22 protein-coding genes are annotated in these 21,253 nt (G+C 28.9%); 7 read left to right on the top strand and 15 right to left on the bottom strand.

From position 1 onward, the window contains the following. Positions 1–3: 3 nt before the first annotated feature. Positions 4–1,587 (top strand): phosphoglycerate dehydrogenase, encoded by a 1,584-nt coding sequence (gene serA / locus LXN10_RS09020; protein WP_375722709.1) that lies wholly within the window; start codon positions 4–6, stop codon positions 1,585–1,587. A gap of 12 nt (positions 1,588–1,599) precedes the next feature. Further along, the gene (gene efp / locus LXN10_RS09015) at positions 1,600–2,163 is read left to right on the top strand and encodes an elongation factor P (RefSeq protein WP_375722708.1); all 564 of its coding nucleotides are present in this window, start codon (positions 1,600–1,602) and stop codon (positions 2,161–2,163) included. A 66-nt stretch (positions 2,164–2,229) separates the two neighbouring features. Here the strand turns inward: efp and ribD are convergent, their stop codons facing one another. From ribD to nadA, 13 genes are all read right to left on the bottom strand, one after another. After that, a complete protein-coding gene (gene ribD / locus LXN10_RS09010; RefSeq protein WP_375722707.1) occupies positions 2,230–3,237 on the bottom strand; it encodes a bifunctional diaminohydroxyphosphoribosylaminopyrimidine deaminase/5-amino-6-(5-phosphoribosylamino)uracil reductase RibD in 1,008 nt (335 codons plus the stop codon). After that, on the bottom strand, positions 3,237–3,863 hold the full coding sequence (locus LXN10_RS09005; protein WP_375722706.1) for a LysE family translocator: 627 nt from the start codon (positions 3,861–3,863) through the stop codon (positions 3,237–3,239). The genes ribD and LXN10_RS09005 overlap by 1 nt, the downstream gene beginning before the upstream one ends. Before the next feature lie 15 nt (positions 3,864–3,878). Next, positions 3,879–4,307 (bottom strand): ribosome maturation factor RimP, encoded by a 429-nt coding sequence (rimP, locus tag LXN10_RS09000; RefSeq protein ID WP_375722705.1) that lies wholly within the window; start codon positions 4,305–4,307, stop codon positions 3,879–3,881. Next, positions 4,307–4,663, bottom strand: coding sequence for a 30S ribosome-binding factor RbfA (rbfA, locus tag LXN10_RS08995; RefSeq protein ID WP_375722704.1), 357 nt, complete (start codon positions 4,661–4,663; stop codon positions 4,307–4,309). The genes rimP and rbfA overlap by 1 nt, the downstream gene beginning before the upstream one ends. Position 4,664: 1 nt before the next feature. Beyond that, positions 4,665–7,331 (bottom strand): translation initiation factor IF-2, encoded by a 2,667-nt coding sequence (infB, locus tag LXN10_RS08990; protein ID WP_375722703.1) that lies wholly within the window; start codon positions 7,329–7,331, stop codon positions 4,665–4,667. Next, the gene (locus tag LXN10_RS08985) at positions 7,321–7,587 is read right to left on the bottom strand and encodes a DUF448 domain-containing protein (protein ID WP_375722702.1); all 267 of its coding nucleotides are present in this window, start codon (positions 7,585–7,587) and stop codon (positions 7,321–7,323) included. The genes infB and LXN10_RS08985 overlap by 11 nt, the downstream gene beginning before the upstream one ends. 34 nt (positions 7,588–7,621) lie before the next feature. Next, positions 7,622–8,503 carry a homoserine kinase gene (gene thrB, locus LXN10_RS08980; RefSeq protein WP_375722701.1) on the bottom strand — a complete coding sequence of 294 codons (882 nt, stop codon included), beginning with the start codon at positions 8,501–8,503 and terminating at the stop codon, positions 7,622–7,624. Between the two features lie 11 nt (positions 8,504–8,514). Then, on the bottom strand, positions 8,515–8,967 hold the full coding sequence (locus LXN10_RS08975; RefSeq protein WP_375722700.1) for a hypothetical protein: 453 nt from the start codon (positions 8,965–8,967) through the stop codon (positions 8,515–8,517). Positions 8,968–8,975: 8 nt separating this feature from the next. Next, entirely contained in the window at positions 8,976–9,884 is a 909-nt protein-coding gene (gene lpxC / locus LXN10_RS08970; RefSeq protein ID WP_375722699.1) for a UDP-3-O-acyl-N-acetylglucosamine deacetylase, read from the bottom strand. Further along, positions 9,881–11,251 (bottom strand): M23 family metallopeptidase, encoded by a 1,371-nt coding sequence (locus LXN10_RS08965; protein ID WP_375722698.1) that lies wholly within the window; start codon positions 11,249–11,251, stop codon positions 9,881–9,883. Before LXN10_RS08965 ends, lpxC begins: the two co-directional genes overlap by 4 nt. Continuing rightward, positions 11,241–12,221, bottom strand: a complete 981-nt coding sequence (locus LXN10_RS08960) for a DHH family phosphoesterase (RefSeq protein WP_375722697.1) — start codon at positions 12,219–12,221, stop codon at positions 11,241–11,243. The genes LXN10_RS08965 and LXN10_RS08960 overlap by 11 nt, the downstream gene beginning before the upstream one ends. Positions 12,222–12,282: 61 nt before the next feature. After that, complete coding sequence (gene nadC, locus LXN10_RS08955; protein ID WP_375722696.1) at positions 12,283–13,104, bottom strand: carboxylating nicotinate-nucleotide diphosphorylase; 822 nt, start codon at positions 13,102–13,104, stop codon at positions 12,283–12,285. Beyond that, positions 13,101–14,090: a quinolinate synthase NadA gene (nadA, locus tag LXN10_RS08950; protein WP_375722695.1), complete on the bottom strand. Its 990-nt coding sequence runs from the start codon at positions 14,088–14,090 to the stop codon at positions 13,101–13,103. Before nadA ends, nadC begins: the two co-directional genes overlap by 4 nt. A gap of 102 nt (positions 14,091–14,192) precedes the next feature. Between nadA and plsY the strand changes: the two genes are divergently transcribed. The 5 genes from plsY (at position 14,193) to prfB (ending at position 18,318) form a co-directional block, all read left to right on the top strand. Next, positions 14,193–14,813: a glycerol-3-phosphate 1-O-acyltransferase PlsY gene (gene plsY / locus LXN10_RS08945; RefSeq protein WP_375722694.1), complete on the top strand. Its 621-nt coding sequence runs from the start codon at positions 14,193–14,195 to the stop codon at positions 14,811–14,813. Further along, positions 14,813–15,124, top strand: coding sequence for a dihydroneopterin aldolase (locus LXN10_RS08940; RefSeq protein WP_375722693.1), 312 nt, complete (start codon positions 14,813–14,815; stop codon positions 15,122–15,124). Before plsY ends, LXN10_RS08940 begins: the two co-directional genes overlap by 1 nt. Before the next feature lie 197 nt (positions 15,125–15,321). Beyond that, positions 15,322–16,467, top strand: a complete 1,146-nt coding sequence (locus LXN10_RS08935; RefSeq protein ID WP_375722692.1) for a porin — start codon at positions 15,322–15,324, stop codon at positions 16,465–16,467. Between the two features lie 126 nt (positions 16,468–16,593). Further along, positions 16,594–17,223 (top strand): hypothetical protein, encoded by a 630-nt coding sequence (locus LXN10_RS08930; protein WP_375722691.1) that lies wholly within the window; start codon positions 16,594–16,596, stop codon positions 17,221–17,223. Continuing rightward, the gene (prfB, locus tag LXN10_RS08925) at positions 17,224–18,318 is read left to right on the top strand and encodes a peptide chain release factor 2 (protein WP_375722690.1); all 1,095 of its coding nucleotides are present in this window, start codon (positions 17,224–17,226) and stop codon (positions 18,316–18,318) included. It begins immediately after the preceding gene. Positions 18,319–18,342: 24 nt separating this feature from the next. Here prfB and LXN10_RS08920 read toward each other — a convergent pair whose 3' ends face one another. Next, positions 18,343–20,703 carry a PD-(D/E)XK nuclease family protein gene (locus tag LXN10_RS08920; protein WP_375722689.1) on the bottom strand — a complete coding sequence of 787 codons (2,361 nt, stop codon included), beginning with the start codon at positions 20,701–20,703 and terminating at the stop codon, positions 18,343–18,345. Further along, a complete protein-coding gene (locus LXN10_RS08915; protein WP_375722688.1) occupies positions 20,687–21,247 on the bottom strand; it encodes a hypothetical protein in 561 nt (186 codons plus the stop codon). The genes LXN10_RS08920 and LXN10_RS08915 overlap by 17 nt, the downstream gene beginning before the upstream one ends. Positions 21,248–21,253 lie beyond the last annotated feature (6 nt).

Raw genomic sequence — 21,253 nt, 5'->3', positions numbered from 1 at the left:
AGAATGAGTAAACATACAATTGTAGTTTGTGATCATATCCATGAAAATGGACTAAATATACTTAAAGCTGCTGAAGACATTAATTATGTTTTTGCAGCTGATATTGATAAAACTGCATTATTAGATGTAATTAAAGATGCTGACATCGCAATTACAAGATCTTCAACTGATGTTGATGAGAAATTCTTAAATGCAGCAGTAAACTTAAAAGCTATTATAAGAGCTGGTGTTGGTTATGATAATGTAGATATGGAAGGTTGTAGCAAAAGAGGTATTATTGCTATGAATGTTCCAACTGCAAATACTATAGCAGCAGTTGAACTTACAATGACACACATGCTTTCTTGTATGAGAAAGTTTCCATATGCTCACAATCAATTAAAAAATGAGAGAGTATGGAAAAGAGAAGATTGGTATGGTAATGAACTATTTGGTAAAAAACTAGGTGTTATTGGTTTTGGAAATATAGGACATAGAGTAGCCCTTAGAGCAAAATCATTTGAGATGGATGTAGTTACTTATGACCCTTATATCCCTTCAACAAAAGCGACTGATTTAGGTATTAAATACACTACAAACTTTGATGATATTTTAGCTTGTGACATTATTACTATACATACACCAAAAAATCAAGAAACAATTGATATGATTGGTGAAGCTGAAATTGCTAAGATGAAAGATGGAGTAATTCTAATCAACTGTGCAAGAGGTGGATTATATAATGAAGAAGCATTATTTAACAACCTAAAATCAGGTAAAATTGCAATGGCAGGAATTGATGTTTTCAAAAAAGAGCCAGCAATAAATAATCCATTATTAGATTTACCAAATATAACTGTAACTGCACATTTAGGTGCAAATACTAGAGAATCACAAAAAGAAATAGCAGTTCAAGCTGCAAGAAATGCAATTGAGTCAGCAAGAGGTATTTCATACCCAAATGCTCTAAACCTTCCAATAGATGAAAGCAAAATTCCTTCTTTTGTAAAACCATATATTGAATTAACTCAAAAAATTGCATTCTTAAGTGCACAAACTGACAAAAGCGCTATTAGATCAATAACTGTTAGTGGACAAGGTGAAATCAAAGAGTACTTAGATTCACTTTTAACTTTTGCAACTGTTGGTGCTTTAAAAGTTGCTGGTGGTGATGAAGTTAATTATGTAAATGCAAAATTTTGGGCTGAAGAAAAAGGCATCAAAGTTGATACTTGCGAAATCGTAAATGGCAGTGGCTATAGCAATAAAGTAACTGTAAAAATCACTACTGAAAAAGGTGTTAATACTATTTCAGGAACTGTATTTGATGAAGATGTTCAAAGAATAGTAGAAGTTAATGGCTTCGTATTTGATATTGCTCCAAAAGGGAATATGATATTTTTAAGAAATTCTGATATCCCAGGAGTAATTGGAACAGTTGGAAAAACTTTAGGTGATAACAATATCAATATCGCTGACTTTAGATTATCTCGTGGAAAAGATTCTGCATTGGCTGTTATATTAGTTGATACTTTTGTTTCTCACGATGTTTTAAAACAATTAGAAAACTTAGAAGCTGCAATTTCAGTTTCTTATGTAGAAATTTAATAAGGGGTAACTTTGGCAAATATAGGAATGAGTGAATTAAAAAAGGGAATGAAAATCCAACTTGATGGAATCCCTTACAAAATTACTGAATATCAACATGTTAAGCCTGGAAAAGGTGCAGCATTTGTAAGATGTAAAATCAAATCTTTTTTAAATGGAAAAGTTATTGAAAAAACTTTCCATGCTGGTGATAAATGTGAAACTCCAGATTTACAACAAAAAACTATGCAGTTTTTATATGATGATGGTGAATTACTTCAATTTATGGATAACAATACTTACGAACAAATTGGTTTAACTTATGACCAAGTTGGAGAAGCTTTTGATTGGATTATTGATGGTATGAGTTGTGATATGATGTTCTTCAATGGAAGTGCAATCACAGTTGAACCACCAATGACAGTTGAACTTAAAATTGTAGATACTCCACCTAACTTTAAAGGTGATTCTCAAGGTGGTAAAAAACCTGCAACTCTGGAATCAGGTGCAGTTGTACAAATTCCATTTCACTTAGTAGAAGGTGACATTATTAAATGTGACACAAGAATCGGTGAGTACATAGAAAAAGTAAAATAAAAATACAAATCTTTATCGCTATAAACTGCGATAGAGATTTCTTTTCTTCAGTTTGATAAAATTTGTTTAATTCTTTCTTTTTAGAAAAACTATTTTTTCTTCACATATATAGTTCTCATGTACTATTTCGAAGTCCATGTCTATTTCATTTAGGGCATTGATTCCATTTCTGATTTTTGGGCTAACTAAAAGTATCATATAGTCAATTCTTTCTTTTAGGATATTCATTAAGTTATAGATTCCTTCTACCATTACAAACTTATAATCTAGTAGTTTAAATAAATCATCACTTATTATTACTTCTCTATTTGGTACTTTAAATAAGGGGATATTATTATCGAAGATTTTATTTTTACTATAAATCATTACATTTGGGGCTCGTCCAGCTATGTATCTTGCATCTAGGGTTGGTTTATCTGTTCTTACTGTATTTCCACCTATTAGCATTAGGTCTATTTTATCTCTTAGTGTATGTACATAAAGTTGTGCCATAGTTGATGATACTTTTCCATCTATACAGCCATTTAGGGTTTGTGCCATTTTATAAAATATAAATGTTCCACTGCTCCACTTTATAAAAGGATATAGAAGGTCATAGGCTTCTTTTTTCATACAATCTAGTGTTATGTCTATATTTACACTTTCTAGGGTTTGTATGCCTCCTGAGGCTTGTTTGTTTGTATCCTCATGAGCTATAATTACTCTTTTTGGTTTTAACTCTTTTAATAGCTTTGCACATGAGGGGGTTTTACCTATATGATTACATGGTTCTAAGGTTACATAAATTTCACAATCATTAAAAAAGTTATTATGATTTTTTAATAAATACTCATGAATCTCATGGGAACTCTTTTTTATCTTTAAGGTATCATTTGCATGTTTTTTTAAATATGCAGCTTTTAGGGCATTTACTTCTGCGTGAGGCATTCCTGCTTCTTTGTGAGCTTCTATGGCTAAAATCTCACCATTTTTTACAACAACACAACCAACTGCTGGGTTTGGGTAAGTTAGAAGTTGATATTTCCATGCTTCATCAATAGCAAGTTTCATATAAAATTTATCGTCTATTACCATTATGTTTGCCTATTAAATAATAAGAAACTTCCAGCTGCAATCATAATTGAACCAGCTGTATAGTTTAATCTTTTTAATGCTTTTTGAGATTTTAAAACTTGTTTTGCTTGGGCTGCTAAAATTGATACAAACATTAATCCTATCATCAATGCAACTAATGCTAAAGCAGAAGCTAAAAAAATGTCATAAGCACTTAGGGATTTTATATCTAAAAATGTTGGTAAAAAAGCTATATAAAATAGTATAACTTTTGGATTAGAAGCTGAGATTAAAAAGCCTTGTATAAAGCCTAAGAAAAAATCTTTTTTAGCTGCTTTATCTTTTGAAACAGTTTCAATTTTAATAGGTGTGGTAAACATCTTATAACCCAAATAAAACAGATAAAGTGCTCCAGCTATTCTTATAAATTCAAACAATAAAGCATAATTTTGTGCGATTGTTGCTAATCCTAGGCATGCGAAGATTAAGTAAATAATATCACTTATAGACATACCAAAAGCTAAGGGAATACATTGTTTAGTGCCAAGAGTCATTCCTCTTGCCAAAAGAGCAAAAACTCCAGGTCCTGGAGTAATGCTAAAAATAAATATTACTAAGAAAAAAGTTAATGAGCTTTCAAAACTCATACATATTTCCTTATATTACCATTCAAAGTAAGTTGAAGCTGAAGAGATTTTATCATAAGCAATAGTTTCTTCACCCTCTTGAGTTTTTACTTTTATTTCATTTTCATCAGCAAAAACCAATTCACCTTTTAATACATTTTTATCAAAATCTTTTACTTTAACTTTTTCACCAATAGAAGATATATAATGAGCTGTTCTTTTTAGTCTTCTCTCAATTCCAGGAGAACTTACTTCTAAGTTATATTTTCCATACATTGGTTCATTTGTATCTAAAATAGGTGAAACTAATCTTGAGATTTCAGCACATTTATCAAGTGAAACACCATCTTTAGATGTTATATAAATTCTAAATATGTCTCTATCATTTTCTTTAGTAGTCAAAATATCATATAATTCAACTCCACAACCTTTTACAGTCATTTCAATTGATTCTTCTAAAGTCATTAGTCCTCTTTTGTGTCTTTTTTTATTTTTTCAAATAAAGACTCTATTTTTAAGTCTTTTTCTAATTTATCATCTGCTTGAAATTTAAAGTTTGGACATTTATACCAACCTGTTGCATTTAAACAATAAGTTTTAATATGACCATTTGCTTTAAATAAAAGATTATTTAGTATTTGATGCTCTTTTTTATCATAATCACTTCCATCATAATAAACTATTGCATCATATTTACCGTTTCTACAATTAACTTCAGTAATTCCAAGTGATTTTATTCTATTATCATTTAAAGTAGCAAGAGCCTCTGGAATTAATTCCATAAGTAGAGACTCTGTTCTTTGTAGGTTTACACTTTTCATATTATAAATCTATATTGATTTTTTCTTCAATTTGAATAAATGTTTCGATGAAATCTCCAACTTTTATATCATTGAATTTTTCAAACATAATACCACATTCAAATCCATTAACAACTTCTTTTGCATCATCTTTGAATCTTTTAAGTGATGAAATTTTACCTGTATATGTAACAACACCATCTCTAATGATTCTTGCATGTCCACCTTTGATAACTTTACCATCAGTTACTAAACATCCAGCAACAGTTCCAACTTTTGGAACTACAAATGTATCTTTAACTTCTGCTTGACCAGTATTTTCTTCTCTAATTACTGCACTCATCATACCAGATAATGTAGCTTTGATATCATCAATTAAGTCATAAATAATACTGTAAGTATTGATTGTGATTCCATCAGCTTTAGCTTTTTGTTTAATAGAACCAGTAGGTCTTACATTAAACCCTAAGATAATACAACCTTCACTAGCTCCTGCTAAAACCACATCAGACTCAGTGATTCCACCAACTGCTGCATGTAAAATTTTAACTTTTACTTCATCATTTTGGATTTTTTCTAATGAACCTTTAATTGCTTCTAAAGAACCACCAACATCAGTTTTAATAATCACTGGAAGTTGTTTGATTTTTCCTTCTGCAATTAATCCACTCATCTCTTCTAAAGATACTTTAGTTGATTTAGATAACTCTTTTGCTCTTGCATGTTCAGCTCTAGTAGTAGCAATATCTCTAGCTTCTTTTTCACTATCTTGAACAACCATAACTGAACCAGATGTAGGAATATCATTTAATCCTAATACATTACCAGTTTCTGAAAGTCCTAATTCTTTTACAGGTTGTCCCATATCATTAGTTATAGCTTTCACTCTACCATATGTAGTATCACTAACAATATTATCACCAACTCTTAGCGTACCACTTTGCACGATTACAGTTGCAACTGGACCTCTACCTTTTTCAAGTGTAGCTTCCACAACTGTAGCTTTTGCTTTTGAACTAGGATCTGCTTGTAATTCTAACATTTCTGCTTGAATTAAAATATTTTCAAGTAAATCATCAATACCTTCACCAGTATGAGCTGAAACACCGATAAACTCAATGTCTCCACCCCAATCAACAGGAAGCATCTCTTTTTCTGCCATTTGTGATTTAACCATATCAGGATTTGCAGTCTCTTTATCCATTTTATTCATTGCAACAATGATTGGACAACCACTAGCTTTTGCATGTGCGATTACTTCTTCAGTTTGTGGTTTAACACCATCATCAGCTGCAACAACTATGATAATAACATCAGTTACACTTGCACCTCTTGATCTCATTTCACTAAAAGCAGCATGTCCTGGAGTATCCACGAAAGTGATTTTTTTACCATTTTGTTCAACTGTATAAGCAGAAATATGTTGGGTAATTCCACCAGCTTCACCTTTTGCAACTTTAGCACTTCTAATTTTATCTAATAATGAAGTTTTACCATGATCAACATGTCCCATTATTGTTACAACTGGTGGTCTAGTTACGAAATTAGATTTATCAATTTCTTCATTGAAGTCTTCCACATAATTTACATCTTCTAATGCATCTCTTACAGTTACTTCAATACCAAACTCTTCACCAAGAATTTCTAATTCATCTTGTTTTAAGAAGTCATTCTTTGTAACCATCATTCCTAAAGAAAACAGTACTGTAATTACTTCTGAAGCACTTTTCCCACAAGCTTCTGCAAACTCATAAACCCTAACATCTTCAGGTATTGTGATTTCAGTAACTTCTGCTGTTTCAACTTCTCTTTTAATTCTTTTCTTTCTTCTACCTCTTTTTAAACCTTGAGGTCTATTTCCAAAGGCAGCAGGTTTTGAACTTCTAGTTTGTTTATCATTATTATTTTTTGCTGGTTTATGCGGATCATCAAATAATTTTGATGTATCAGTTAATCCCATATCAAGTAAAACAACTTCTTCACCTAATAATGAATCATCAGATTCTTTAAACTCTTGTTTAGATATTTCTAAAACTTTTCCATGTTCATGAGCTCTTGGTGGTGCTTTTTTCTTTTGAACTTTAGCTTTAGCTTTTGCGGCTTCTGTTTGATTTTCTTGATTATTATTTCCACCTAAAATTTCACTAAGAGATTTCATAGGTTTTTTTACTTGTGAAGAATCAGCTGAAGAGAAACTTGGCTCTTCTTTTTTTTCTACTTTTGGCTCTTCAGGTTTTTTCTTTTTAACAATTTTTAAACCTCTTCTTTTAGGTACAACTTTTTTAACAGATAAAGTATCAGTAACTTCTTGAGTATCATCAGTTTTTTTAGGGCTAGTATCTTCAATTTTTTTAGGTTTTTCAATTACTGGCTTAATTTCTTCTTTTGGTCCTTCAACCTTAGTTTCTTTAACAGTAACTTCTTCTTTTGGCTTAGTTTCTTCGCTTACCACAGGTTCTTCTTCAACTATTTTAGGTTCTTCAACCTTCTTAGCTACTTTTTTCTTTTGTGGAAGTTTTTTACTTTTTCCAGTCATTATATAGTTTACTATCTCTTCTGCATCCTCAACAGTTGTTTGACTTTGAGGTGATTTAAGTTCAATTCCTAAATCTTTTGCTTTATTTATGACATGGTTGCTGCTAGCCCCAGCTTCTTCTGCAATTTCATATACTCTTACGTTATCTGACATGCGTTATTATCTCCTTAAGTTGTACCAAGTACTCGTCTTTTTTTTTACACTGTTTAAAAAGTGCTTTTTCAATTTTTTTTGTTTCTTCGTCTAAAAGAGTTTTTTCTTGACACTCTTTACAAATATAGAAACTCCTACCTATTCCATCAAAACTGATAAGTTTGTAATCCTTACACTGTAGTCTAATTAAGTTTTCTTTACTTAGTTTACTACGACAAACTATACAAGTTCTTATAGGTTTTTCTAATTTAGGCAATGATTATATCCAAAATTTATTAAATTTCCAATTTTTATGCTTCAACTTTAACTCCATAGTTATCAAAACCAGAAATAAAAACTTTAAAATGTGGAAATTTTGCTCTTAATTCTTTCTCTATTTTCTTTGCATCTTCAAAATAACAAATAGAAAAAAGTGTAGAACCAGAACCTGATAAAGTGCTCATTAAAGCACCACAATTTAATGAGCATTTTTGAACCTCAAAAAGCTCTGGCATTTGTCTCATTCTATAACTTTGATGAAATTTATCTTGAGAGGCTATTTTTAACATCTCCCAGTTTTCACTCATAAAAGCAGCTGTTAATAATGAAGAATGAGATACATTAAATATAGCATCTTCTTTAGAATACTTATATGGTAAAGTTTTTCTTGAAAGTTGTGTAGAAATTGGTCTATTAGGAACAACAACTACCGCACTTAAACTCTTAGGAATAGACTTATTTATAAATTTTACTTCATTATCTTCAACTGATGAGACTGTAAAACCACCCATAACGGCTGGTGTAATATTATCAGGATGAGACTCATAAGCTAGTGCTAAATTAAGTAGTTTTTCTTTTGGCAATTCCATCTCTTCTATTGCATATGCTGATGCAATTGCACTAACAATTACAGCAGATGAACTTCCTAAACCTCTTGATAGTGGAATTTGATTTTCAAATTCAAATCTAAAAGATCTTTTCTTTTGTGATAAATTATTATAAAAATCATTAAAAATAGCAATAAACATATTGTTATCTTTTAGTATAGGGTTATTAGAACCTTCACCTTTTAAAGATACACTATGAAATTTTGCTGGTCTTATTGTTACTTGATTTTTTATTTTTAAAGCTAATCCTAGGGTATCAAAACCTGGCCCTAGATTTGCACTCGTAGCTGGCACACTAATTCTCAATTATCTTCCTTTTATACTGCTGGTAAATTGTAAATTGGCAAAGTGTTAGATGAAAATTTTGTTTTATCTAAACTTTTTGGTAATTTAAAATCCGAAATTATACTCTTTTCTTCTAAAAAATCTATAATTATTTCACCATTTTTATTAAAAAAGTACTTTTTACCCAAAGCTTTAATAGGAGAATTGTCATTAAATAAAAATCCACTAGCAGCATTTAACTCTATATTTCTAGAAATACAAACAGTTTTTAAAAATACATAAGCTACTTTTATTGCCATATAAGAACCAGGAGTATTTACATAAGTTATAGATTTTATATCATATTCTTGTAATAATTTTTCAAAAATTAAAGGTAAAATATCAGAAGTTTTTCCTTCTTCTTCAATCTCTTTAATTAAAACCTGATTCTCATAAATCCCAATTTTTATTGGAGTTGAAATTGAAATAACTATAATATCTATCAAATAATCCCTTAATTAGCATCAACTAAAGCATATGCCTTTTGGAAAACATAACTCTCTTTTTGTGCTTCTTCTAAATCTAAAATTTCATAATTTTCTTCTGATTCATAAACTTTTTTTGTCAAAAGATGATTTAAGTGATGGCTTCCAGCATGTGCATCATACTCACCTATTAATGTATAACCTAAAAGTGACATATCACCTATTGCATCAAGAATTTTATGTCTTACAAATTCATTTTCATATCTCAATCCTTCTGGATTTAAGATTTTGTCATTATCCACAACAATAGCATTTTCCATACTACCACCTTGAGCTAAGCCTATACTTCTTAAATATTGTACTTCATGTAAAAACCCAAAAGTTCTAGCTTTTGAGATATTTTCTTTGTACTCATCTATACTATAATCAAAGTGATAATTTTGTTGTCCTATTACTGGATTTTCAAAATCAATAGAAAAATCATAAACAATGTGATTTGAAGGTTTTAAAGATACTCTTTTACCATCTTCAGTTGTAACTTCAACCTCTTTTTTTATCTTAATTACTTTTTTTGATTCACTTAACTCTTTTATTCCAACTTCATCAATTAGCATACAATACCCAGATGAACTCCCATCAAGTACTGGAACCTCATCATTATCAAGAACAACACGCAAATTATCAATCCCATAAGCATAAACAGCAGACAAAAGATGTTCAATAGTAGAAATAACAACTCCATCTTTTCCAATAACTGTTGCCATTTTTGTATCAACAACATTTTCTATTTTTAGAGGAATTGTCAAAGCTTCATCGGACCTATAAAAGATTATTCCTTGATTAGCTTCCAAAGGCTCTAATCTCATTTTTACAGGAACACCTTTATGGAGTCCGATTCCAACTATTTCTACTGCTTTTGCTATTGTTCTTTGTTTCATTTGCTATCTATTACCTTTTTTGCATCACTTATGATATCTGTAATTCTTGTTTTAATCCAATTTTTATCCATCCACTCTAAAGGATCTACTTCTAAACCTTGAACTAAAACACCAAAGTGTAAATGGTCTCCTAAAACAGCACCAGTAGCACCAGTATTTGCGATTTTTTGATTTTCTTTAACATCTTCACCTACAGTTACATTTGAAGAACTTGTATGTGCATAAAGTGATTGTAAACCAAATCCGTGATCTATTATAATAACATTACCATAAATTCCTAAATAATCATTAAATATCACTCTACCTTTATTTGTAGTAAAAATATCAGCTTTTTTTACACTTGCCCAATCAATTCCTAAATGCCAAGCTTCATCTATTTTTTTACTATTGTGATAATATGATCTTTCTTGTCCAAATCTTCCAGCAGTTGCAGCGTTTTCTAATCTTTTAAAAGGAATAAGATTAAAACCACTTACTAAATCTCTGTCCATAAACTTTTTAGATACTTCTTCTATTTTTTGCACATTTTGATTTCTTAATACTTCATTTTCTTTTAAAAATACATCAGCTAAATTATCAGGTACATCTTTTCCACTTTGTTCTAAAACTTTTGTACTTACATTTTGAATAAATGCATCACTAATTTTTATATTAGATTTATCATCTTTTCTATTTCTTATGTATAAAGGCACTTTTATTATTGATTTATTATCAGCTTTATCAATTGCAATTAAATTTACAATATTAAATTTTTCTATTTTTATTGGCCAAGCAATTATTGCTGCATAATAGTTTTCTTTATAAAAAGGAATTAAATCAAATCTTTGCTCATTGTTAAATGTAATATATGAGTCTTTTAAATTTTCATCTTCAACTTTTACTATAACTAAAGCACTTCCACCTCTTCTAACTGCAAAAGAGTTAGCTACAACTGAAGCTACAGGTTTTTTTCTATCAATTTTTAGATGAAAAGTCTCAATAACTTTATTACCCTCTAAAAAATTCCATTTACTACTATCCACAGCTTCAACAATTATTTCAACATCATTACTTTTAAAGAACATATCAAGTTCTGGTGATTTTAATTCTAAGTTGATATTCTTTTCTGGTTCTAGTAACACTTTTGAATCTAATACTATCTCTTTATTTCCATCTTTAAAAATCACTTTATAAAATTTTATACCGCTATCATCACTAATACCAAGGTTTAGTTTGCTTTTTAAATTCCAATATATATTATCTTTAAAATCTACTTTCGGGGGATTTTTCTCAAACATAGGCGATAAATAAACAAAACAACCAGCTACAATGGCACCTATTATAAATATAAATAATACTACTTTCCCAAAACTACTTTTATTTCTCAAGAATTTCCTTTAATATAATCTCTTTTGCTTCAAATATATCATCAGTTTGGATAACACAACCTGCGGCATTTAAATGCCCTCCTCCACCAAAGGTAGAAGCTACTTTTGAAACATCTATTTTCTCTTTTGATCTAAGAGAGACTCTAACTTTATCATTTACAACTCTAAAATAAATCGCTACTTTTACAATAGCAATATTTAAAACCATATCTAGTGCAACTTCTGTTTCAAGTGTTGTTGCCCCACTTTCTTCAAACCACTCTTTTGTTGCATATATTGTTGCAATTTTGCCTTCATCAAGAAGTTCTAAACTATTGAAAATCTTAGGCAAAATCCTATATTTTGCTAAAGAATCCCTTTTTATAAATTTATCTGCAATATAAACAGGACTAGCTCCACATTTAACTAAAAAATTAATTTTCTCATAAGTAAACTCATCACATCTAGGTGTTGTAAAAGCCAATGAATCATCATATATTCCCACATAAAGTGCTTCTGCTGTATTTTTTGTAATATACAATCCATTAAACCTAAAAAAATCATATACTATTTCAGAAGTTGAAGACTTATTGATATCTACTATATTAATTGTTCCAAAATCATCATTTGATTTGTGGTGATCAAAGTTTATCAAAGGTATATCCTCTGGAAGTGTTATTCCAAATCTATTTGAAGTACCACAATCAACAGAAATAACCAAATCATAAAATTTTGGAATTTGGTTTGTTATTTTTTCATATCTTTTTATAAAATCACATTTTGCAGGAAGATTTTTCCCAGCATTAAAAACTTTATGCTTGATTTTATTTTCAGATAAATAATTTGAAAGTGCAAGTCCTGAACAAATAGTATCAGGGTCTGGATTTACATGAGTGATTATTAAAATATATTTTGAATTCTCAATTAATTTTAAAGCACTCACGAAAGAAGCTGTATTTACTTTATTGTTTGTTATAAAATCTTTACTCAAATACTCTCCTTTTTAAAATCATTTTAATCCTAACATACTAACACTAATCAAAAGTTAACCACTAATCAAATTTCATAGAAAAATCTAACCAAGTTGCTTGGTGAATAATACTTCCAGAACTTAAAGCATCAACTCCTGTTAAAGCATACTCTCTTACAGTTTTTAAATTAATATTCCCACTAGCTTCTAAAACTATATGAGGATGAGTTTCATTTCTATATTTTACTACTTCTCGTATTTGATCTGGTGTCATATTATCACACATAATTATATCACCACCAGCTTCCATTGCATCTTTTACTTGATACAAGGTTTCACACTCAATCTCTATTTTTGTAACCCAAGAGATTCTTTTTCTTGCTCTTTGAATAAATTCTTTTAGATTAATAATTGTTCGAAGATGAGTATCTTTTAACATCAGACAATCATCAAGTCCAAGTCGGTGATTAATTGCACCTCCTACTCTACTTGCATATTTTTCAAAATCTCTAAGTTGTGGTCTTGTTTTTCTAGTATCAAGTAAAACTACATCTAAATCTTTTATTATAGAAGCATAAGAATTAGCCATAGTAGCTATTCCCGAAGCATGTTGTAGCATATTTAAAAATGTTCTCTCAGATGAAAGTAAAACTGCTGCTTTTCCATCAAGTTTAGCAATAATATCACCTTTTTTAATTTGTTCGCCATCATGTTTTAAAAATTTACAATCAAATTTCTCAGTTTTTGACAAAGCTTTTGCATAAATTTCACCAGCTAAAATACCATCATCTTTTGAAATAACTTTTGCTGTAAATCTTCCCTTAGGAGCAACATCAAAGAATAAATCCCCTCTACCATTATCTTCAATGATAGCATTTTTTACAAACTTTTTAATATTAATCATACTTCAAACATCCTTTGTAGTGCTACTTTTGCCCACTTGATTACATTGTCATTTACAAATATCTCATTTGAAAATACTTCTTTACCATCTTTTATCTCTTTTAAACAATTATAAACATCTTGCAATGTTGTTTCATTCATAGTTGGACATTCTGGTTTAGTTGAGCTTAATATATATGTATTTTTATCTCTTAATCTATTTACCATATTATACTCAGTTCCCACTGCAATTTTTTGTTCAGGATCCAATTCTTTTATATATGTAATAAGTTGAGAAGTTGAACCAACAAAATCAGCCATATCACAAATCTTTGGATCACACTCTGGATGAACTGCAATTAAGATATCTGGATATTTATTTCTATAAAACTCAATATCATCAGTTGAAAAAAGTTGATGCACAGAACAAAAACCATCATAACAAATAATATCAGCTTCTTTTGGATCACTTCCATCACCTATAACAGTTGATTTTAGATTTAAACTTTTTGCAAAGTTTTGTCCTAAACATCTATCAGGTACAAAAAATATTTTCTTACCAGATTTCAAACCTTTTTCAATGATTTTATAAGCATTTGAAGAAGTACAGACCATACCACCCATTTCACCAACTCTAGCTTTTACTGCTGCACTTGAGTTTATATATGTAATAGGAAGAAGTTCCTCAGTTGAAACACCCATTGCATTTAATTTGGCTAATGATTCATCAAAATAATCCACATCAATCATTCTAGCCATTGCACAACAGGCAATTTTTGGCATAAGAACTCTTTTTTCGGGACTCATAACTTTTACACTCTCACCCATAAATCCAACACCACAAAATACGATATACTTACTACTTGTTTCCATAGCTTTTTTAGCTAATTCTAAAGAATCCCCTGTGATGTCAGCTAGCTCAAACACTTCATCTCTTTGATAAAAGTGAGCGACTAAAGTAACATCAAGTTCTTCTTTTAATTTTATTATTTCATCTTTTAAATTCAAAATTTACCCTTAGGTTTATAATATTTAACATTTAACGGGAATATAACAAAATTTTTGTTATAATCCATTTAAACATAATCAAAAAAATTAATTGAGGTCATAATGGATTTTTTAAATACAAATCTTATTTTTTATATTTTAGCTTATCTAATAGGCTCTATTCCCTTTGGTTTACTCTTAGCAAAAACCTTTGCAGGAGTAAATATAAAAGAGCATGGAAGTAAATCAATAGGTGCGACAAATGTTCTAAGAGTAGTAAAAGAGACAAACCCAAACTTAGCAAAAAAACTAGGTCTTGCAACTGTTATTCTTGATGCCATAAAAGGAACAATCATTCTTCTTATCGCACAGGCTTTCGGAGTAAGTGAAGCTACACTTTGGACAATTGCTGTGTTAGCTGTGGTTGGTCATTGTTATAGTATTTATTTAGGGCTTGAGGGTGGAAAAGGAGTAGCAACTGGACTTGGAGTATTTTTAGTACTAATTCCAATTCCAACACTTATTGGTGCTATTGTTTGGGGATTTTGTGCAAAAGTTTTAAAAATCTCTTCTTTATCATCTCTTTTAGGACTGATTGCTGTAATAATTGCAGCAATTGTATTTAACAATGGATTAACAGTAGGCTCAAATGCACCTATGTATTTGATTTCATTTATAATTTTTTATAAACATATTCCAAATATCGTAAGACTTATCAAAAAAGAAGAACTAAAAGCTGTCTAATGAAAGTAAAAATTGAAGACCTTACTTTTGATTGCATAATTGGTATTTTACCCTTCGAAAGAGAAAAAGAGCAAAGAGTTATAATAAACTGCTCTTTTTCATATAACTTCATAAATTCTGAATTTATTGATTACTCAAAAGTAGCATTAGATATTGAAAATCTAATGAAAAAAAATAAATTTGAGTTGATAGAAGATGCACTTTTAAATTTGAAAAAATGCTTAAAAGATAAATATTCCATAAAAAAACTAAATATAACTATCAAAAAACCAGATATTTTATCCAATTGTAAAGTAAGCGTAAGCCTATAAAATATGGCTTTTTTATAAATAAAACTTAAAATAATAGATTAAATTACTCAAAAACCTTGAAATTAAGAAAACTTTAATTTTAAAGCATGTAAAATTTTCGCAACGGTGAATCGGAAAGTATCTTTCAAGTATTTATACAAGAAGATTGTTCGCGCGTCCGAGGAACTGATTTAAAAATAACCCTTTCAGGAGATCAAATGAAAAAATTCGTAAAATTAAGTTTAGTAGCTGCTGTTGCAGTAGCTGGTTTAACTACTGCTAACGCAAAACCTTTAGAAGAAGCTATCAAAGGTGTAGATGTATCTGGTACAGTTGCATACCAATATAATGATAGAAGTAATGATGACCAATCAGATAAAAATAACTTTACACAAAGTAAATACAAAATTGCAATTACTGCTAAATCAAATGTAACTGATGATATTACTTTTGTAAGTAAAACAATTATTGGTACTGGTAATGATATGGCATCAATTGATTCTGGTGTTTCAGATATCAATGCTACTTTTGCATTAACTCAAGCAAACTTCGTATATACAGGTCTTGCTAATACTACATTTATTGCTGGTAAACAAGCTGTTCCATCTCCATTTGCAGTTCAAGCTGATTCAACTGGTGATGAAAATACAGGTAATGGTTTAACTGCAGTTGTTAATGCTGGTCCTGTAACTGTTGCTGGTACTTATTTACAAAATACTAACTTAATCACTGGTGGAGAAGCAATTGCAGGTTTAGGTGTAATGGCTAACGTTGGTCCAGTTGCTTTAGATGCATGGTATTTAGATGCTGCAGAAGCTAATGACTCAAGTAATGATGGACACCAAGCTTATACTTTAGGTGCAAGTGCTAAAATCAATGTAGTTTCTTTATATGCTAGATACTCAGCTGTAAAACATGATCAAGATGGTGCAGATACTGAATCATTATTTAAATTAGGTGCAAAAGCTAAAATTGGTATCGTTGGATTTGGTCTTGATTATGGTATGACTAATGACATTAACAATGCAACTGGTGTAAAAGCTACAGGTGTTGCATTACATGGTGATGATGATGCAGAAGTTGGTTTCCAAGGTTGGGGATTAACTCTTAATGGTAAAGATGATGCTGATTTAACAAAAATCAATGTTAATGTAGATGTTACAGATTCAATTAACCTTTCTGCTAACTATAACATATTTACAATTGACTCAGTTAACAACTCTGATGCAGACGAGTGGGTATTACAAGCAACACATTCTGTGGCTAAAAACTTCAAATATTATGTAAGATTTGGTCAAGTTGATAGTGATGCAAAAACTGATAAAGGTACAAGAGGTAGACTTAACATTGTATATTCTTTCTAATATTAGAAATATATAATAAACTACTAAACATAAAGGTTAGAAGCTTTGCTTCTAACCTTTTTTTATAAATAAAAACTCAAGAAACTTTATGATAAAATGTCCTTTTAAAAAAAAGGATATAAACTAATGATAAAACTAATTCCAGCACTTACTTTTACAGTACTTACAACTATGTCACTTTATGCACAAACAACTATGTGCTTTAAAGAAAATCACAAATCTATGTCAACTATTGAAAATACAAAACTTGACGGGGGATTATGTGCAGGAGAAAAATCACCTTCTGAAATGAAAAATGAGGGTTGGAATGTAAATGACATAAAAATTACAGATACAAAAAATGGCTACAACTATATTTATGTATTCAAAAAAGAAGAAAAAGTTAGTAATTTTGACATTGATAAATTAGAAAAACAAATTATGAATAGACTTGCAGATAAAGAAGAAGCAGCTAAAAAGGAAGCGATAATAAAAAGAAACTATGCAATGTCAGTTTCAGGAAAACAAAGATATATAGCAAAATGTCAACAATGTCATGGTGAAAAAGGTGAAATAGAAGCAAGAGGAACTTCAAGACCTTTGAGGGATCTTTCTCTTGATGATTTTACTATGGCAATGAGAGATTATAATCTTGGAACATATAATAGAGGTCAAGCATTTATTATGATGCCTTATGCAACTATTACTAGTCAAGATGACTTGAAAAATATTTATGTTTATTTAAAATCAGTAAATAAAGATGAGGCAAAAAAATAAGTGGATAGTTATGAGTATTCTGAATTACTAAAATTATTAAATAAAAAACTTCAAAATATAAAAGATATACTCAAACCTGATGTTTTGAAATCAAGATTAAAAGAGATAGAAGAGTTAGAATCTTCTCAAGACTTTTGGAACGATGTTGAAACAGCTACTAAAATAGGTATTGAAAAAAATAGAATATTGAGTAAATTATCTAAATTTAATAAAGCTAATGAGTCTTTAAGTGGTACAAATGAACTTTATGAGATGGCAATAGATGAAAAAGATGAAGACACTTTTGAATTACTTCATGCAGAAGCAGAAGAGTTAGACAATCTTATAAGATCTACTGAAATATCAGTAATGCTAAGTAATCCTGATGATTCATCTAATGCTATTATTTCTATTCACCCAGGAGCTGGAGGAACTGAGTCTCAAGATTGGGCTAGTATGCTTTATAGAATGTATCTTAGATGGGCTGAAAGAATGGATTTCAAAATAGAAGTACTTGACTATCAAGATGGGGAAGAAGCTGGATTAAAAGATGTATCTTTTATCATAAAAGGTGAAAATGCCTATGGATATTTAAAAGCAGAAAATGGTATTCATAGACTTGTTAGAATCTCTCCTTTTGATTCAAATGCTAAAAGACATACTTCATTTGCATCTGTAATGGTAAGTCCTGAAATTGATGATAATATTGATATTGTTGTTGAAGATAAAGATATAAGAATAGATACATATAGATCAAGTGGTGCTGGTGGGCAACATGTTAATAAAACTGAAAGTGCTATTAGAATCACTCATATTGCTACAAATATAGTTGTACAGTGTCAAAATGATAGATCTCAACATAAAAATAAAGCAAGTGCCATGAAGATGTTAAAATCTAGACTTTATGAATATGAATTAGAAAAACAACAAGCTATAAAAGATGGCGTTGAAAAAAGTGAGATTGGTTGGGGACATCAAATTAGATCTTATGTAATGCAACCATATCAACAAATAAAAGATACAAGAAGTAATATTGGATATTCAAATGTGGAAGCAATATTGGATGGAGATATTACAAAAATGATTGAAGATGTTTTAATAGCAACTGCAAGATAAAAGTACAAGAATTATCTTGTACTTTTATCTATCACAAATAGTTTTAAATTCACAGTACTGACAAGTTGATGTTTTCTCACATTTTTCAAAGTTTACTTTTTTTGTTTTTAGCTCTATAAATATATTTTTAAGTAACTCTAACTTTTCAAATAAAACAACTTCTTCAAGCAGTTTTGAATTGTTTAAATCATAATAATAAGCTTTAATATTGTCATATCCAAATAGTTCTAAGCAAGCTAAATAATAAAATTCCAATTGAAAGTCAACACTATTTTCATAAGTTTTAACACTATCAATTTTTAGACTTGCTGATGTTTTATAATCTATGAGTAAATACTTATCATCTTGTTTATCAATTCTATCAATACTTCCTTTTAAAACTATTCCATTGTAATCAAATTTAAAGTCTTTTTCTATTTCTAATACACTCAAACTTTTATCTTCAAATCTTTTATTTTCAAACTCTACAAAAGTATTTAATTTTCTTAAAAATATTTCTTTATCCAAAAGTAAAAAGGGATTTTCATTCATCTGTTTTTCAAAGAGTGACTTTATAATCTCATAATTAATATTTTGCACCTCAAAGCTCTTATATGCATTTTCTAATGTTTTGTGAACCATACTTCCCAATTCAAAACCTTTTGGCTTTAAGCTTATGTTATGGTCTTTTATTTTGCATATATACTCTAAGTAATACTTTCTTTTACATTCTAAATACTTTTTAAGTGAAGTAGCTGACCATTCTTGTTTTGATAAATCAATCTCATGTTCAATATTTTCATTAAAATGATTTATTGATCTGTTTTTATAAAGTATTTGTTTGTATTGTTTATCTTTTGTAGATGAGTTGATTTTATCTTTAAACAACTCATCAGCAAATCTACTTACTTGCATAGTCTCATTTTGAGTATATGAAATATAAAGATTTTTTGCTTTATTCATCAATCTATAATAGTAGTATTTTTGTAAATTCTCCCTATCTTTTTGAGTGGGAAGTTTTACTCTTTTTTTAATAATTGATGATAAGAATTTATCTTTAATACTAGATTTTGGTATATAGTTCTCATTGAAATCACAGATTATAACTGCTTCAAATTCAACAGCTCTAGTTTCTAATAAACCCATTACAGTAATAAGTCCAGAGTTAATGTCATCAAGTGTTATTTTTTGTATTTTTTGAATAAGTATTTTTACAGCTTCTTTGAAAAGTATATTTTGAGAACTATTAAAAAATAGGTGATTTAATTTATAAGTTAATTCATCAAATTTTTCTATTAACTCTTTATTGTGTTCTATTGATTTTAAATATTCAATTAGAATATCAAAACTTATCTTATCTAGTTTTTTATTCCATATTTTTTTAATACTATCAATCATTTCAGAATTGATTTTATAAAACTCTATTGATTCTTTTGTTTTTCTTTCATTTTCATTTAAATAAGAGTATATGGAATTTACTACTTTATAAATTTTGCTATTATTTATACTTTTACCCATAGCATAATTAAAATATTGCTCATCATCAAATTGTTCTAGTATCTCTACAAACTTTTCATCAGGAACTATTAACGCTATATCTTCTGGCTTTATTCCACTTTTTACTGCATCTATTATAGATTCTTTTATAAAAGCTATTTGATTTATTCTACTTGTAAATGCAATAGCTTTTGTATTTTTCAAGTTTGATATTTCTTTTTGTTTTTCTATTATAGATTTGTTTGTTAAATCGATTTTATATTCATAACCTTCTTCTAATTCAAAACCAAAATTTATAAAACTTTGTATTGATTTTTGATTGTATTTATTTGAAAATAGATTAACTATTATTTTAGTATATTTTGATATTTCAAATATAATTTCTAATTCAAAATTTGTAAAATATCCTTCAAAATATATTTCTATGCTTTCATATCTATTTAAAAAGTTTTGATTAAGTTCATAATTATTAGGAAGATTTATTTTATCAATAACATTATTTGTATCAAGTATTGTTACATAGTTATTGTAAATCTCTTTTAATATAGCTATATGTTCTTTATAGTACTCATAAGTATCAACTTCATCAATACTGTCTATTGAAACTTTTTCAGCAGCTAATTCGCCAAAAAACCTAAATAAATAATCTGATTGTTTTAAAAATGAGGTGAAATTATTTGAAATACCAAGTTTGTTAAGATTTTTAATATCTGAAGCATCTTTTAAATATAAAAATCTTTGCTCTTCATCAATATATTTTTTATTTTTTATGGATATGGATTTTTTTAAGAATTCATCGATTGTTAAATAAGAAGGAAGCAATAAGTTCTCATTGCTTCTTCTTTTTATAGATTCTCTTATAGCCCTAGAAGTTGGAAATACTATAAGTGTTTTACTTGTCTGTAGCATTTGATTTTATATAAAAGAAACCTTTTTCTCCATCATTTGTGTCAAGTATTCCAGTAATATTCCAATTACCAGCTTTTTCTAAATTGAAAGTAAATTTTTCATTCTTCTTCTCATCATTGTTTATATCAATGTCAGAATAACTATTTGTAGTTCTTGTAACTTTAAAACTAATTTTAAAATTTGGAACTTTTACTCCATCTTTAGTTGTTAAATCAAAAGAGATATTGTTCATGCCTTTTTTAAAAATATCTTTGTGCATTGATTTTTGGTCAATCACTCTTTGTGATAAAAAGACATCATTTAATACTAAAGAGTCAAACTCTTTATCATTTATTTTCATTTTAAGATTATATTTTTTAGAAAACTTTTCATTATAATCAACTATATCATTAAACTCCACATCCATAATATGATATGAACTTAAAAATGATTTATCCTCATGTACTGGTGTTTTTATAGCTGACATAACGGTCCAAATTACCATTGAAAATGTAAATGTAAATATAGCTATAAAAAATAACGGCCAATAATTTCTTTTTTTCATTTAATA

It is taken from the genome of Arcobacter iocasae (assembly GCF_042214795.1).
GTDB lineage: Bacteria > Campylobacterota > Campylobacteria > Campylobacterales > Arcobacteraceae > Arcobacter > Arcobacter iocasae.
Note: the sequence above shows the minus strand (reverse complement) of the source record. Positions and strands in the feature narration are given on the sequence as shown.